General features: G+C 41.0%; 15 protein-coding genes and 1 tRNA gene. 13 read left to right on the forward strand and 3 right to left on the reverse strand.

Annotated features, from left to right (window positions below; genetic code table 11):
- Nucleotides 1-16: 16 nt before the first annotated feature.
- Nucleotides 17-1576: an NAD(P)/FAD-dependent oxidoreductase gene (locus OLM45_RS06475; RefSeq protein WP_264509199.1), complete on the forward strand. Its 1560-nt coding sequence runs from the start codon at nucleotides 17-19 to the stop codon at nucleotides 1574-1576.
- 12 nt (nucleotides 1577-1588) lie between these two features.
- Here OLM45_RS06475 and OLM45_RS06480 read toward each other — a convergent pair whose 3' ends face one another.
- Nucleotides 1589-2695 carry a bifunctional methionine sulfoxide reductase B/A protein gene (locus tag OLM45_RS06480; protein WP_413614174.1) on the reverse strand — a complete coding sequence of 369 codons (1107 nt, stop codon included), beginning with the start codon at nucleotides 2693-2695 and terminating at the stop codon, nucleotides 1589-1591.
- A 160-nt stretch (nucleotides 2696-2855) separates the two neighbouring features.
- Here OLM45_RS06480 and idi point away from each other — a divergent pair, with 160 nt between their 5' ends.
- The 6 genes from idi to OLM45_RS06510 all read left to right on the forward strand — a co-directional run bounded on the left by idi (nucleotide 2856) and on the right by OLM45_RS06510 (nucleotide 5748).
- Nucleotides 2856-3383 carry an isopentenyl-diphosphate Delta-isomerase gene (gene idi, locus OLM45_RS06485; RefSeq protein WP_264509200.1) on the forward strand — a complete coding sequence of 176 codons (528 nt, stop codon included), beginning with the start codon at nucleotides 2856-2858 and terminating at the stop codon, nucleotides 3381-3383.
- A gap of 2 nt (nucleotides 3384-3385) precedes the next feature.
- Nucleotides 3386-3796, forward strand: a complete 411-nt coding sequence (locus OLM45_RS06490; RefSeq protein WP_264509201.1) for a 6-pyruvoyl trahydropterin synthase family protein — start codon at nucleotides 3386-3388, stop codon at nucleotides 3794-3796.
- 1 nt (nucleotide 3797) lies between these two features.
- A complete protein-coding gene (locus tag OLM45_RS06495) occupies nucleotides 3798-4253 on the forward strand; it encodes a peroxiredoxin (RefSeq protein ID WP_129461800.1) in 456 nt (151 codons plus the stop codon).
- Nucleotides 4254-4311: 58 nt separating this feature from the next.
- The gene (locus OLM45_RS06500) at nucleotides 4312-5274 is read left to right on the forward strand and encodes a type I phosphomannose isomerase catalytic subunit (protein ID WP_264509203.1); all 963 of its coding nucleotides are present in this window, start codon (nucleotides 4312-4314) and stop codon (nucleotides 5272-5274) included.
- A gap of 55 nt (nucleotides 5275-5329) precedes the next feature.
- The gene (locus OLM45_RS06505) at nucleotides 5330-5596 is read left to right on the forward strand and encodes a hypothetical protein (protein WP_129461798.1); all 267 of its coding nucleotides are present in this window, start codon (nucleotides 5330-5332) and stop codon (nucleotides 5594-5596) included.
- A gap of 78 nt (nucleotides 5597-5674) precedes the next feature.
- Nucleotides 5675-5748 (forward strand) — tRNA-Thr (locus OLM45_RS06510).
- Nucleotides 5749-5994: 246 nt separating this feature from the next.
- Here the strand turns inward: OLM45_RS06510 and OLM45_RS06515 are convergent.
- Nucleotides 5995-6948, reverse strand: coding sequence for a transketolase family protein (locus OLM45_RS06515; RefSeq protein WP_264509204.1), 954 nt, complete (start codon nucleotides 6946-6948; stop codon nucleotides 5995-5997).
- A 13-nt stretch (nucleotides 6949-6961) separates the two neighbouring features.
- Nucleotides 6962-7807 carry a transketolase gene (locus OLM45_RS06520; RefSeq protein ID WP_264509206.1) on the reverse strand — a complete coding sequence of 282 codons (846 nt, stop codon included), beginning with the start codon at nucleotides 7805-7807 and terminating at the stop codon, nucleotides 6962-6964.
- Between the two features lie 393 nt (nucleotides 7808-8200).
- Here OLM45_RS06520 and tgt point away from each other — a divergent pair, with 393 nt between their 5' ends.
- The 6 genes from tgt (at nucleotide 8201) to OLM45_RS06550 (ending at nucleotide 14418) form a co-directional block, all read left to right on the forward strand.
- Nucleotides 8201-9331, forward strand: coding sequence for a tRNA guanosine(34) transglycosylase Tgt (gene tgt / locus OLM45_RS06525; RefSeq protein WP_264509207.1), 1131 nt, complete (start codon nucleotides 8201-8203; stop codon nucleotides 9329-9331).
- Nucleotides 9328-10413 (forward strand): LptF/LptG family permease, encoded by a 1086-nt coding sequence (locus OLM45_RS06530; RefSeq protein ID WP_264512940.1) that lies wholly within the window; start codon nucleotides 9328-9330, stop codon nucleotides 10411-10413. Before tgt ends, OLM45_RS06530 begins: the two co-directional genes overlap by 4 nt.
- Nucleotides 10400-11281, forward strand: a complete 882-nt coding sequence (locus OLM45_RS06535) for a DMT family transporter (RefSeq protein ID WP_264509208.1) — start codon at nucleotides 10400-10402, stop codon at nucleotides 11279-11281. Before OLM45_RS06530 ends, OLM45_RS06535 begins: the two co-directional genes overlap by 14 nt.
- Nucleotides 11282-11375: 94 nt before the next feature.
- Complete coding sequence (locus OLM45_RS06540) at nucleotides 11376-12329, forward strand: acetyl-CoA carboxylase carboxyltransferase subunit alpha (RefSeq protein WP_129461792.1); 954 nt, start codon at nucleotides 11376-11378, stop codon at nucleotides 12327-12329.
- Between the two features lie 141 nt (nucleotides 12330-12470).
- Nucleotides 12471-14015, forward strand: coding sequence for a replicative DNA helicase (gene dnaB / locus OLM45_RS06545; RefSeq protein ID WP_264509209.1), 1545 nt, complete (start codon nucleotides 12471-12473; stop codon nucleotides 14013-14015).
- A gap of 88 nt (nucleotides 14016-14103) precedes the next feature.
- The gene (locus OLM45_RS06550) at nucleotides 14104-14418 is read left to right on the forward strand and encodes a hypothetical protein (protein ID WP_264509210.1); all 315 of its coding nucleotides are present in this window, start codon (nucleotides 14104-14106) and stop codon (nucleotides 14416-14418) included.
- Nucleotides 14419-14421 lie beyond the last annotated feature (3 nt).

Consider the following 14421-nt stretch of genomic DNA (forward strand, 5'->3'; position numbering starts at 1 on the left):
GAACTACTTTTGCGCCATGCCCAGAGAACTTCAATTTCAAGTCACGCCCGAAGTAGCCGCTCAACCCGATTTGTTGAAAAAACAGGTTGCTCAAATGATGCATGTATCTTTAGCGGAGATTCAATTTGTCCATGTTTTGAAACGAAGTATTGATGCGCGTCAACGTGCTATCAAAATCAACCTCAAAGCTATTGTATATTTTGAAGGCGAAGTGATCGAAAACACAGAAGTTCACTTGCCCGACTATCCCAACGTAACCCACAAAACCCCAGTGATTGTGGTAGGTGCGGGACCTGCGGGATTGTTTGCTGCTTTACAATTAATCGAATTGGGACTGAAACCCATTGTTATTGAACGGGGCAAAGATGTGCGCGGTCGTCGACGCGACTTGAAAGCCATCAACAGAGATCATATTGTCGATGAGGATTCCAATTATTGTTTTGGCGAAGGCGGTGCCGGAACCTATTCGGATGGTAAATTATATACCCGCTCCAAAAAACGGGGCGATGTAGATCGCATTCTTCGTCTTTTAGTTGGATTTGGTGCTTCTCCCGAAATTTTAGTGGAAGCGCATCCGCATATTGGCACGAATAAACTCCCCCAAATTATTCAAGATATTCGCGAAGCCATTATCCATTTTGGAGGTGAAGTGTTGTTTGAATCCCGGGTAACTGATATTTTGATTTCGAGTAATGAAGTGCAAGGGGTCGAACTCCAGAATGGACAACGCATTGAAGCGAAAAAAATAATTCTAGCAACGGGACATTCGGCACGGGATATTTTTGAGTTGTTGGATCGAAAACAAATTCTAATCGAAGCCAAACCTTTTGCACTAGGTGTGCGCGCCGAGCATCCACAAACCTTGATTGATCAAATACAATATTCCTGTGATTTCCGCGGTGATTACCTTCCACCCGCGCCGTATTCCATTGTGAAGCAAGTCAACGGCCGCGGCATGTATTCGTTTTGCATGTGTCCGGGAGGCGTTATTGCACCTTGTGCCACGAGTCCGGGAGAAGTAGTAACCAACGGTTGGTCGCCTTCCAAACGCGATCAAGCTACCGCCAATTCAGGGATTGTAGTCGAATTGCGGTTAGAAGATTTTAAACCTTATGCCAAGTTTGGCCCTTTAGCCGGAATGGAATTTCAAAAAGATATTGAACAACGTGCTTTTCGTTTGGCGGGTCAAACCCAAAAAGTGCCTGCTCAACGAATGGTGGATTTTTCCCAAAAGAAAGTATCGGCCGAAATTCCAAAAACGTCTTATGTTCCAGGAACGACATCGGTTGAATTGGGCGAAGTTTTCCCTTCGTTTCTAACCCAAATCATGCGCGAAGGGTTTGTGCAATTTGAAAAATCTATGAAGGGCTATTTTACCAATGATGCCATTTTGCATGCACCTGAGAGTCGGACATCCTCACCCGTTCGTATCCCGCGTGATCCTTATACGTTAGAACATTTGCAAATCAAAGGATTGTATCCCTGTGGGGAAGGAGCAGGGTATGCAGGCGGTATCATTTCTGCCGCCATTGATGGAGAAAAATGTGCGTTAAAAATTGCGGAATCGTTAGCATAAAAAAAGCCCAAATTAATGGGCTTCTTTATTTTTCTTCCAATCCTTAAATACTTTTTCGAATTTTTCAACTTTTGGACGAACAACCAACTGACAATACGGTTTGTCTTTGTTGTTTTTAAAATATCCTTGATGATAATCTTCAGCAGGCCAGAATTTTTTTAAGGGTTCCAGCGTAGTGACAATTTTATTGGGATAAACATGTTTGTAATTCAGTTCGTCAATCAACGATTGCGCTTCTTTTTTTTCATCTTCATTTTGATAAAAAATAACCGAACGATATTGAGTACCTACATCGGCACCTTGGCGATTGAGCGTAGTTGGATCATGTAGGGTGAAAAAGACTTGATACAATTCGTCCAAATTGGTTTCATTCGGATTATAAACAATCTCGATTACTTCAGCAGCACCGGTTCGTCCCGTGCAAACTTCCTCATACGACGGATTTTCAACAGTACCTCCAGCATATCCTGAAGTGACTTTTGTAACCCCATGCATCTCACTAAATACGGCTTCCATACACCAGAAACAACCGCCTCCAAAAACTAACGTTTTTTGTTGTGCAGCAATTTCAGCAGCATCGGGAACAAAATCCAACGATACGGCATTCATGCAATAACGCTTGCCAGTTGGCTCGGGACCGTCGTCAAATAAATGACCTAAATGACTATCACAACGGCTGCATAACGCCTCAACACGTTGCATGCCGTAAGAGTTATCAGGGCGAAACCAAATGCTTTTTGGGTTGTCTTGTTCAAAAAAACTGGGCCAGCCACAGCTGCTTACAAATTTTTGATTGGAACGAAATAATTTATTACCACAGGCAGCACAATAATAAGTACCCTTGGTTTCACTTTTCCACATCGAACCTGTAAATGCGCGTTCCGTGTCCGCGTGTCGCGCCACTTCATACAAATCCGGTGGTAAAACTTTTTTCCATTCAGCATCTGTTAAGGTCAATTTGGCCGTATCAGTGTTTGAATAGTAGGGATTTTCCGGTTTTTGAATTACATTTTCCATGGTTGAATTTTTGAATGCTTTCGACTTTTTGGGTTGGGACTGACCACAAGCTGTTAGTGTGAAAAGCATACACAATGTTACAAAATAATACAGTGATTTCATAGATTGTCGTTCTTAGTGCTACAAAGTTAAATAGGATTTACGTTTTAAAATGTAGTTTAGTTTACTTGCGGATTGGGTTTAAGGAAAGTTTAACGGTTGTTCTTTTTTGTTTCCCTCATATCCCCAATAATTATTGTATTTTTGAACACGACCATACATTATGAAAGAGGAACAAGTAATATTAGTCAATACCAACGACGAGCCGATTGGCCTTATGAATAAGTTGGAAGCCCATGAGAAAGCCGTTTTGCATCGCGCATTTTCGGTTTTTGTTTTAAATGATAAAAATGAAGTCATGCTCCAACAACGGGCCCATCATAAATACCATTCTCCATTGTTATGGACCAATACGTGTTGTAGCCATCAGCGGGCTGGTGAAACCAATTTGGAAGCCGGAAAGCGAAGATTGGAAGAAGAAATGGGGTTTGTCACCGACTTAAAAGAACTGTTTCATTTTATTTATAAAGCGCCTTTTGATAATGGCTTGACTGAACATGAATTGGATCATGTGATGATAGGGTATTACAATGGCGAACCCAATATTAATCCGGATGAGGTGGAAAGTTGGAAATGGATGGATATTGAAACAATTAGAGAAGACATGAAAAACCAACCGGAGCTTTATACCGTATGGTTTAAAATCATATTTGACGAATTTTATCATTATTTAGAAGATCACAAATTATAATCATGCGCGTCACCGTTTCTCGTAAAGCACATTTTAATGCCGCCCACCGTTTGTATCGAAAAGATTGGACGATGGAACAAAATGATTTGGTTTTTGGCAAATGCAATAACCCTAATTTCCACGGGCACAATTATGAATTGATCGTTTCGGTTACGGGTGAAATCGATCCCGAAACGGGTTATGTGATTGATGTGAAAATCATTTCTGATCTAGTGAAATCCTTGGTGGAAGACGCTTTTGATCATAAAAATCTTAATTTGGATGTGCCTGAATTTCAAGAACTGAATCCAACAGCAGAAAATATAGCGGTTGTGATTTGGAATAAATTGCGACCACATATTGCTATTGATAAGGATTTAGGAATTGTACTTTATGAAACGCCTCGCAATTTTGTAACCTATAAAGGCGAATAATATGGCATTAAAAGTCGGCGATACGGTTCCTCATTTTTCAGGCATTGATTCCAATGGGAATGCATTTGATACCCAAGATTATTTTGGTAAAAAATGGTTGGTCGTGTATTTCTATCCCAAAGACGACACGCCCGGTTGTACTACCCAAGCCTGTTCCTTTCGCGATGCCTATCAAGATTTTACGGATCTCGGTGCTGAAGTAATTGGCGTGAGTTCGGATGGGGTAACTTCCCATGTCAAATTTCAATCCAAATTTCAATTGCCCTTTATTCTTTTAGCCGATACCAAAAAAACAATTCGCCGACTTTTTGGTGTGCCCAATGATTTGCTAGGATTTGTTGAGGGTCGTGCTACCTACGTGATTGGTTTGGATCAAAAAGTACATTATATCTTTGACTCTATCAGCGGAAGCGGCCATATGGAACGCGCTTTGGCTTTTTTGAAAAAGAAGGTTTAACCTCTTTTTTTAGGGGGAATGCAATAAACCCTTTATTTTTGCCCATTATATTTTATCTATGAATTGGTATCCTTTGTTATTCGAACCCATTATCAAAGAACGCATTTGGGGCGGAACAAAATTGCGCGACCTTTTACACAAACCTATAGTTTCAGAAATCTCAGGAGAAAGTTGGGAGCTCTCAACCGTGCCGGGTGATGTAAGCGTGGTGGCCAATGGCGTTTTAGCCGGAAACGATTTGAATGCTGTAGTGGCATCCAACCCAGAAGCGGTTTTAGGAAAGAAAGTGGTCGCCCAATTTGGAACGCAATTTCCGTTATTATTTAAATTTCTTGATGCGCGCGAGGATTTATCCATTCAAGTTCACCCCAATGATGCTTTAGCCAAAGAACGGCACAATTCTTTTGGTAAAACCGAAATGTGGTACGTGATGCAAGCGGATTCGGGCACGGAATTAATCGTAGGTTTTAAAGAAGATTCCAATTTGCAAGCCTATCAAGCAGCAGTAGATAATCATCAAGTGGTTGATTTGTTGGAAAAACATCCCGTACAAAAAGGCGATGTTTTCTTTCTGGAAACGGGAACAGTTCATGCCATCGGTGCGGGTGCGTTAATTGCTGAAATTCAACAAACTTCGGATATTACGTACCGTATCTACGATTTTGATCGACGCGATGACCAAGGTAATTTGCGGGAATTGCATACAGAATTGGCATTGGATGCCATCAATTATCAAAAAACGGCAAGTAAAAAAACCTACAGTCAAGTAACCAATACTTCCAATGTCATGGTCGATTGTCCCTACTTTACTACAGCACTTTTGCCTCTTCAAGGTAATGCAGTGGTAAACCAATCCGATGAAACCTTTACCGTTCTGATGGTGGTTGAAGGAGTTGCGGAACTAAAGTATGCTGAGGGAACAATGGAAATCAAAAAGGGAATGACGGTCTTACTCCCCGCAGGTCTCGGACCAGTTCAGTTAGAGGGAAATGCCGAATTGTTAGAAATCACAATTTCCTAACTCCAATCCGAAGATAATCCTTAACTTTGCACAAAATTTAAAAATACAACGCGTTATGGCAAGTGTAAGAAACTTAAAAAAAGACATTAACTACGTATTGGGTGATATCATCGAAGCGGTTTATTTATTGGAAATGACAACTGCAGGTAAACCTACCGAACCGACTCAAATGATTATTACTGAGGCGTTAGTGGCTTTTGACGACTTAATGACCCAAGTAAATGCTAAAAATGTGGAAAATAAAAAAGCACATTTCAAGCAAATTAATACAGCATTGGAAGCAACTGCTAATCAATTGGTTGATAAAATCAACGCATTATAAGCAAATTTTTTTCCAAAAAAGTGGTCAAATAATTTTGGAGAATTAAATTTCACTTTTATATTTGCACCACTGAATACCGCCGGTGTAGCTCAGCTGGCTAGAGCAGCTGATTTGTAATCAGCAGGTCGTGGGTTCGAGTCCCTCCATCGGCTCAGTTTAAAAGGAACACAATTGTGTTCCTTTTTTTATTTCATCTAGGACGAGAAGTTTATCCCGAGGAACGCAGTGGATTCGGGAAGTCCCTCCATCGGCTCAGTTTAAAGGAACACATTAGTGTTCCTTTTTTTTTGCACGTTGGATATGTAGAGAAACATACTAGTCTTTCTCTACATACCCAAAGTGACAATCAATAAAAAAGGCTCCGCATAGGGAGCCTTTTTTGTATACCTGTCATCGAATTATTTTCGAGTCATTACTTTTTCACAAGCGGCCACAATTGAAGCGCTGTTCAAGCCATATTTCTCCATCAATTGTTCAGGAGTACCACTTTCGCCAAACGAATCCTGTACCGCAACAAATTCTTGGGGAGCAGGATGGTTCAAACTCAAGGTACGGGCTACACTTTCGCCCAAACCGCCCAACATATTGTGTTCTTCTGCCGTAACCACACAACCGGTTTTGGCCACCGATTTCAAAATCGCTTCTTCATCCAACGGTTTGATGGTGTGAATGTTGATCACTTCGGCCGAAATTCCTTTCGCCTCCAAAGTTTCTGCTGCCACTAAAGCTTCCCAAACCAAATGGCCAGTAGCAATAATGGTTACATCCGTTCCTTCATTCAACAAAATCGCTTTTCCAATAATGAAAGGTTCGTCGCTAGGAGTGAAATTCGGCACTACCGGACGACCAAAACGCAAATAGGCCGGACCGTGGTGATCTGCCAAGGCGATGGTTGCCGCTTTTGTTTGGTTATAATCGCATGTATTGATTACCGTCATGCCCGGAAGCATTTTCATCAACCCAATATCTTCTAAAATCTGGTGAGTTGCACCGTCTTCGCCCAACGTTAATCCCGCATGCGAAGCACAGATTTTTACATTTTTATCCGAGTACGCTACCGATTGACGAATTTGATCGTACACACGTCCGGTGGAGAAATTGGCAAACGTTCCCGTAAATGGAATCTTTCCACCAATGGTCATTCCCGCCGCAATACCAATCATGTTGGCTTCAGCAATTCCAATTTGGAAAAAGCGCTCCGGGTGATTTTTTTTGAAATCATCAAACTTTAGCGAGCCAATTAAATCGGCACATAAAGCGACTACATTTTCGTTTGTCTGACCCAATTCGGTCATCCCAGCTCCAAATCCGGAGCGGGTATCTTTACTTCCTGTATTTTCGTATTTTTTCATGAGATTCTGCCGATTAATAGTCACCTAAAGTTGCTGGGTTTTGTGCCAAACCGCTTTCCAATTGTGCGTCGTTGGGTGCTTTACCATGCCAAGCATGCGTGTGCATCATAAAGTCAACTCCATTCCCCATTTCAGTATACAATAAAACGGCTACGGGTTTGCCTTTACCTGTCTTGGCTTTGGCTTCTTTCATCCCCGCTAAAATCGCTTCAATGTTGTTTCCTTCTTTGATTTCCAAAACGTCCCAGTCGAACGCTTCAAACTTTGCACGTAAATTACCCAAAGACATAACATCGTTGGTCGAACCGTCAATTTGTTGACCGTTGTAATCTACCGTAGCAATTAAATTATCCACTTTTTTGGCAGAAGCATACATGATGGCTTCCCAATTTTGTCCCTCTTGTAACTCACCGTCACCGGTTAAGATATAGACGAGTTTGTTGTCTTTGTTAAGTTTTTTAGCTTCCGCCGCACCAATAGCCACGGATAAACCTTGACCTAGCGAACCCGAGGCCATGCGGATACCCGGTAAGCCTTCATGCGTTGTCGGGTGACCTTGTAAACGTGAATTGAGTTTGCGGAATGTCGCCAATTCCGATACTGGGAAATAGCCACTGCGCGCTAAAACGCTGTAAAAAACCGGAGAGATATGACCGTTGGATAAAAAGAAAATATCTTCCCCAATTCCGTTCATATCAAATCCTTCTTTGCGCTCCATCAATTCTTGGTAAAGACAAACTAAAAATTCGGCACAGCCCAAAGAACCTCCCGGGTGACCCGAATTTACAGCATGTACCATGCGAAGGATGTCGCGACGAACTTGTGTTGTAAAATCGTGTAGTTGTTGAATGTTAGACATTGTAAATGAATTATTGTGTGGCACAAAAGTACACCGATTCTGCGGGTTATACAAATCTTAAAACGCACTAATTCCTCAATAAAAATTCATAATTCATAATTTTTTTGGCGTGCCCCCGCCACGAGCTCTTATTCTCAATTCAGTCTACCTGCAGCGGGGTCGGGCTGTCCGTTGCAAGTCCGCGCTTGTCGTGCCTCCGCGCTGTGGGCTTTCCACTTTCATCCCTCACGCAATCCTTCTAAAAACATCCTTTGGTGCATTCTATCAATTTTCACATTGCCACATTGCCACATTGTCTCATTGCCACATCGACTCATTGTCTAATTAAGGAAATCATAATCCCTACCGCACTTCTCCAAAAAAAAGTATCTTTGTCGGCTGAAATACGATTCCATGAAATTTGATCTCTTACATACCGATCCACAATCCCAAGCCCGTGCTGGGAAAATTACCACAGATCATGGTGTGATTGAAACGCCCATCTTTATGCCCGTAGGAACGGTAGCCTCTGTAAAAGGAGTACATCAACGCGAACTCCGAGACGATATCAATCCCGATATTATTTTAGGAAATACCTATCATTTGTACTTGCGTCCGCAGTTGGATATCTTGGAAAAAGCAGGAGGGTTGCACAAATTCATGAATTGGGACCGCAACATCTTAACCGATAGCGGCGGGTACCAAGTGTATTCGCTTTCAGCCAATCGTAAAATCAAGGAAGAAGGCGTGAAGTTCAAGTCGCACATCGACGGTTCTTACCACTTTTTCTCTCCCGAAAATGTCATGGAAATCCAACGTACTATTGGTGCCGATATCATTATGGCATTTGACGAATGTACGCCCTATCCTTGTGATTACCGCTACGCCAAACGCAGTATGCACATGACCCACCGATGGTTGGATCGTTGTGTGGCACATTTGAAAACCCTTCCACCAAAATATGGGTATGAGCAAACTTTATTCCCTATTGTGCAAGGAAGTACGTACAAAGATTTACGCCAAATGTCGGCCGAATACATTGCAAATGTTGGTGCTGAAGGAAACGCCATTGGTGGATTATCTGTAGGCGAACCCGCAGAGGAAATGTACGCGATGACTGAAGTAGTTACCGCTGTTTTACCCAAAGACAAACCTCGCTATTTAATGGGCGTGGGAACACCGATCAATATTTTGGAAAATATAGCGTTAGGGATTGATATGTTTGATTGTGTAATGCCCACCCGTAATGCCCGCAACGGAATGTTGTTTACGGCTAACGGTGTCATCAATATCAAGAATAAAAAATGGGAAGATGATTTTTCTCCGATTGACGAAATGGGAATTACCTTTGTGGATATTGAATATTCCAAAGCGTACCTTCGTCACTTGTTTGCAGCCAATGAATATTTGGGCAAGCAAATCGCAACCATTCACAATTTAGGATTCTATATGTGGTTGGTGCGTGAAGCGCGAAAACATATTATCGCAGGTGATTTCCGCGTGTGGAAAGATAAAATGGTCCAACAAATGAGTCAGCGTCTCTGATGAAAATTATCGACAAATACATATTGAAGCGGTACTTGATGACGTTTGTCACCATGTTGTTGTTGTTTATTCCAATCGGAATCACCATCGACGTGGCTGAGAAAGTGAACAAGATGATTGAAAATCGGGTGCCTTTCTCCGCTATTGCGCAGTATTATGTCGATTTCACGATTTACTTTGCCAATTTATTATTCCCGATATTTCTGTTTTTATCCATCATTTGGTTTACGTCAAAGTTGGCCAACAACACCGAAGTGGTCGCGATTTTAAGTTCGGGAATTTCCTTTCAACGTTTCCTCAAACCCTACATTATTGGGGCAACTATAGTGTCTATTTTTGCTTTATTGATGGGGTTTTTCTTGGTGCCCAAAGCCAGTGAAGGATTTAAAACTTTCCGTTATACCTATTTAATTGGTAACGGACAAAACGAAATGCGGGATAACTCCGATGTCTTTCGCCAAATTAGTGAAAATGAATACGTGTATGTAAGCACCTACAATCCCGATTCCAAAATGGGTTTTAAATTTGCCATAGAGCGCTTTGAAGGCGATCGATTGAAATATAAAATCACAGCGGAGCGAATTAAATTCAATGAAAAAGATAGCACCTATTCCTTATTTGATTACAAAAAAAGAAAGGTGGGAGCCTTTGGGGATGAAATCGAAATCGGGATGAAAAAAGACACCGTTTTTCCTTTTGAGGTGGACGAACTTACTCCGGTAGTCTATATCGCTGAAACGCTGAATTATTTTGATTTGGTAAAATTTATTGATAAAGAGAAACAACGCGGGTCAAGCAACATCAATGTGTATTTGGTAGTGTTGTATAAAAAATACAGTGTGCCCTTGTCAGCCTTTATTCTTACTGTGATTGCCGTTGCAGTATCTTCGATGAAACGACGTGGCGGAATGGGAATTAATTTGGTAATCGGAATTGTGATTGCCTTTGGTTTTATCTTCATGGACAAAGTATTTGGGGTAATGGCAGAAAAAGCCAGTGCGCCACCCATTATTTTAGTGTGGTTACCCAATGTGATTTTTGGTATCTTAGCGATCTATTTACTTCGGAATGCCAAACGATAAACTACGCAGTCAGTTACTTTTACATTTTATAGTCTTTATTTGGGGCTTTACCGCGATTATTGGCAAATTGATTTCCTTGGAAGCTTTGTCGTTGGTTTGGTTTCGAATGCTGTTCGCCGTATTTTTCATTTGGGGCTATATCGTCTACAAAAAAATGGATTGGCGCCATTCAATCCAGCAAATCCCCATGTTTTTATTGGCGGGAGTAGTCATTGCGCTGCATTGGTTTGCCTTTTTTAAAGCGATTAAAGTATCCAATGTTTCGGTTACTTTGGCCTGTTTGTCCACCGGTGCTTTTTTCACCTCGTTGATCGAACCCTTGGTCAGTAAAAAGAAAATTGTAGGCTATGAAATCGTATTTGGATTGATAGTAGTGGCGGGTTTAGCCTTAATATTTAATGTGGAAACCCGATTTGTTGAAGGTATCGTTTTGGCTTTAGTATCGGCATTTTTATCGGCTTCTTTTGCCATTATCAATACAAAATTTGTGATCCATCACGAACCTGTGGTCATTTCATTATTTGAATTGATTGGCGGCGTATTGTTTTTCTCTCTTTTATTAGGCTTTTCTGGAAGTTTCACTTCATCATTTTTTCAAATTTCCTTATCAGACTTGGGTTATTTGTTGATTCTAAGTTCGATCTGTACCGCTTTTGCTATGATTGCCTCAACCGCATTATTGCGTGTTTTGGATGCGTACACGGTTATGTTGACCATAAATCTTGAGCCGGTGTACGGTATCATTTTGGCCATGCTATTGTTTGAACAAACCGAAACCATGAGCGGCACCTTTTATTTGGGCGCTATAATCATCTTGCTCACCGTTATCGCAAACGGTTGGTTAAAGTCCCGAAAGTCAGTCAACTAACTTTTTTGTTTAAAACTTATCCCTATTTTTTATTTTCCTAGAAAAAGGAAAGCTATATCTTTGTAGTTCGAACTATTACTAAACCTCGTATTCTATGGAATATTTAGATTTTGAGCTTCCCATTAAAGAGTTGGAAGACCAACTTGAAAAATGTGAGCTAATCGGTCAGGAATCCAATGTGGATGTCACCAATACCTGCAAGCAGATCGAGAAAAAATTAGAAGAAACCAAGAAGAAAATTTATAAAAACTTAACGGCTTGGCAACGTGTGCAACTATCACGTCATCCCAATCGTCCGTATACGTTAGAGTACATTACCAATTTAACCGACGGAACATTTCTTGAATTATTTGGAGATCGTAACTTCAAAGATGACAAAGCGATGATTGGTGGTTTAGGTAAAATTGGTGGTCAATCGTTTATGTTGATTGGGCAACAAAAAGGAATCAACACCAAAATGCGTCAATACCGTAATTTTGGTATGGCCAATCCAGAAGGCTACCGCAAAGCATTGCGCTTGATGAAAATGGCTGAGAAGTTTGGCGTACCTGTAATTACCTTTATTGACACACCAGGAGCTTACCCCGGAATGGAAGCAGAAGAACGCGGACAAGGGGAAGCGATTGCTCGAAACATTTTTGAAATGTCCCGTTTACAAGTGCCTGTAATCTGTATAATTATTGGAGAAGGGGCTTCGGGTGGAGCGTTAGGAATTGGTGTAGGTGATCGTGTATTCATGTTGGAAAACACGTGGTACTCGGTAATTTCTCCGGAATCGTGTTCTTCGATTTTATGGAAAAGTTGGGACTTCAAAGAAAAAGCGGCTGAAGCCTTGAAGTTGACTTCTACCGATATGAAAAAACAAAAATTGGTAGATGATGTGATTCCTGAGCCACTAGGTGGAGCGCATTACGATAAAGAAACGACATTCAAAACGGTTAAAGAATATATTTTAAAATCGTTTAACGAGTTAAAAGACTTATCAACAACTGAGCTTGTCGCCAAGAGAATGGACAAGTACAGCAAGATGGGCGAATATAAAGAGTAAAAATCTGATTTTTCAGGTGTAAATCCGAAGCCCTATGGTTTCGGATTTTTTTTTGGTTTTCAACAAAATTTTACAATTTATAAACACGTTCTGGTAATAAGTCGTCACGCGATTTTTAGTAGAATTCGTTACTTTCGCTTTATGGAAAATTTAAGAAATATTAACCCGGTCAAAGTCGACAAAACGACCATCATCAACCTTGAGAAAGGGAAGTTGCCACCACAGGCGGTAGACCTAGAAGAGGCGGTATTGGGCGCCATGATGATTGATAAAAAAGGGGTTGATGAGGTAATCGATATCCTTCAACCTGAAGCTTTTTACAAAGACGCACACAAGTTTATTTTTGAAGCGATTTTCCAATTATTCACCGATTCACAACCCATCGACTTATTAACCGTTTCGGCTCAGTTGAAAAAGAACGGTAAATTGGATATTGCGGGCGGTGATTTTTATTTGATTCAACTTACCCAAAAGATTTCGTCTTCGGCACATATCGAGTTTCACTCGCGCATCATTCTGCAAAAACACATTCAACGTTCGTTAATTAAAATTTCTTCGGATATTATTGAAGAAGCCTACGATGAATCAACCGATGTATTTGATTTATTGGACATGGCCGAATCGAAATTGTATGAGGTTACTCAAGGCAACATCAAACGCAGTTCGGAAACCGCACAAAGTTTGGTGATGCAAGCCAAAAAACGCATCGAAGAAATTTCCAATAAAGAAGGTTTAAGCGGAATTCCAACTGGTTTTCATAAACTCGATCAAGTCACTTCGGGATGGCAACCTTCCGATTTGATTATCATCGCAGCACGTCCAGGTATGGGGAAAACCGCCTTTGTATTATCCATGGCCCGAAATATGGCCATCGATTCCCAGAGTCCAGTAGCCGTATTCTCCCTAGAGATGTCTTCTGTACAGTTGATAACCCGTTTGATTTCCTCGGAAACCGGTTTGTCTTCTGAAAAATTGCGTACTGGAAAATTGGAAAAACACGAATGGGAACAATTGAGTGTGAAAGTTCGCGATCTTGAAAAAGCGCCACTTTACATTGACGATACACCTTCGTTATCGATTTTCGATTTACGCGCCAAAGCCCGACGCTTGGCTTCCCAACACGGTATCAAATTAATCATTATCGATTATTTGCAATTGATGACTGCCGGTGGAGCTGGTAAGGGCGGTGGAAACCGTGAACAAGAAATTTCGACCATCTCGCGTAACTTAAAAGCATTAGCAAAGGAATTGGAAGTTCCCGTAATTGCATTGTCTCAGTTGTCCCGTGCCGTAGAAACGCGTGGTTCCAGTAAGCGGCCTTTACTTTCCGACCTTCGTGAATCGGGTGCGATTGAGCAAGATGCGGATATTGTATCGTTTATTTATCGTCCCGAATATTATAAAATTGAAGAATGGGATGATGATGAACAATCACCAACTCAAGGGCAAGCGGAGTTTATCATTGCGAAACACCGTAACGGTTCGCTGGAGAATATCCGTTTGAAGTTCATCGGAAGTTTGGGTAAATTTGACAACCTCGACGATTTTGGAAATGGTTTTGGGGATTTACCGTCAAAAATGAATTTGGATGACAATCCGTTCTTTACCAAAAATTTACCTTCCGCCAATGAAGCTTTTGGAAGCAGTAGTCCGCCAATCGATGACGACAGCGATGTTCCTTTCTAAGAAAATGAATACAAAAACAGGTAGAAATACCTGTTTTTTTTTGCTTAAAAAGTTATATTTATGCGATAAACCTTAACAACAATTTTTTATGAAAGAAGCAATCAACACGGTAACCTTAGAACAAGCACAAACTTGGGTAGCGGCTTGGGGTGTAAAAAGTAATATTGACATCAAAGCATTCTTGATTCCCGAAATTGATATCACCCAAGTTCTCAATGAAGACGGCGTTGAAAATGTGCGTGCCTACCTCGGTATTGATGAAAATGGCACACCCAAAATGATGGTTGTTGGCGTCGATAAGAACGGTCAAGATATGATCAACGATGACCAAGGTTTCTACATTTATGATTTCACAAAACCTTGTCCCGAGAATTGTGATTTTACAAGTCCGTTAATGAAATAAAGA

The organism is Flavobacterium sp. N1719 (genome assembly GCF_025947045.1).
GTDB classification, from domain to species: domain Bacteria; phylum Bacteroidota; class Bacteroidia; order Flavobacteriales; family Flavobacteriaceae; genus Flavobacterium; species Flavobacterium stagni.

What these genes read in the sequence shown, in the direction of transcription:
- OLM45_RS06475 (WP_264509199.1), top strand. Translation starts at nt 17, where the DNA reads ATGCCCAGAGAACTTCAATTTCAAGTCACGCCCGAAGTAGCCGCTCAA.
- OLM45_RS06480 (WP_413614174.1), bottom strand. Translation starts at nt 2,695, where the DNA reads ATGAAATCACTGTATTATTTTGTAACATTGTGTATGCTTTTCACACTA.
- idi (WP_264509200.1), top strand. Translation starts at nt 2,856, where the DNA reads ATGAAAGAGGAACAAGTAATATTAGTCAATACCAACGACGAGCCGATT.
- OLM45_RS06490 (WP_264509201.1), top strand. Translation starts at nt 3,386, where the DNA reads ATGCGCGTCACCGTTTCTCGTAAAGCACATTTTAATGCCGCCCACCGT.
- OLM45_RS06495 (WP_129461800.1), top strand. Translation starts at nt 3,798, where the DNA reads ATGGCATTAAAAGTCGGCGATACGGTTCCTCATTTTTCAGGCATTGAT.
- OLM45_RS06500 (WP_264509203.1), top strand. Translation starts at nt 4,312, where the DNA reads ATGAATTGGTATCCTTTGTTATTCGAACCCATTATCAAAGAACGCATT.
- OLM45_RS06505 (WP_129461798.1), top strand. Translation starts at nt 5,330, where the DNA reads ATGGCAAGTGTAAGAAACTTAAAAAAAGACATTAACTACGTATTGGGT.
- OLM45_RS06515 (WP_264509204.1), bottom strand. Translation starts at nt 6,948, where the DNA reads ATGAAAAAATACGAAAATACAGGAAGTAAAGATACCCGCTCCGGATTT.
- OLM45_RS06520 (WP_264509206.1), bottom strand. Translation starts at nt 7,807, where the DNA reads ATGTCTAACATTCAACAACTACACGATTTTACAACACAAGTTCGTCGC.
- tgt (WP_264509207.1), top strand. Translation starts at nt 8,201, where the DNA reads ATGAAATTTGATCTCTTACATACCGATCCACAATCCCAAGCCCGTGCT.
- OLM45_RS06535 (WP_264509208.1), top strand. Translation starts at nt 10,400, where the DNA reads ATGCCAAACGATAAACTACGCAGTCAGTTACTTTTACATTTTATAGTC.
- OLM45_RS06540 (WP_129461792.1), top strand. Translation starts at nt 11,376, where the DNA reads ATGGAATATTTAGATTTTGAGCTTCCCATTAAAGAGTTGGAAGACCAA.
- dnaB (WP_264509209.1), top strand. Translation starts at nt 12,471, where the DNA reads ATGGAAAATTTAAGAAATATTAACCCGGTCAAAGTCGACAAAACGACC.
- OLM45_RS06550 (WP_264509210.1), top strand. Translation starts at nt 14,104, where the DNA reads ATGAAAGAAGCAATCAACACGGTAACCTTAGAACAAGCACAAACTTGG.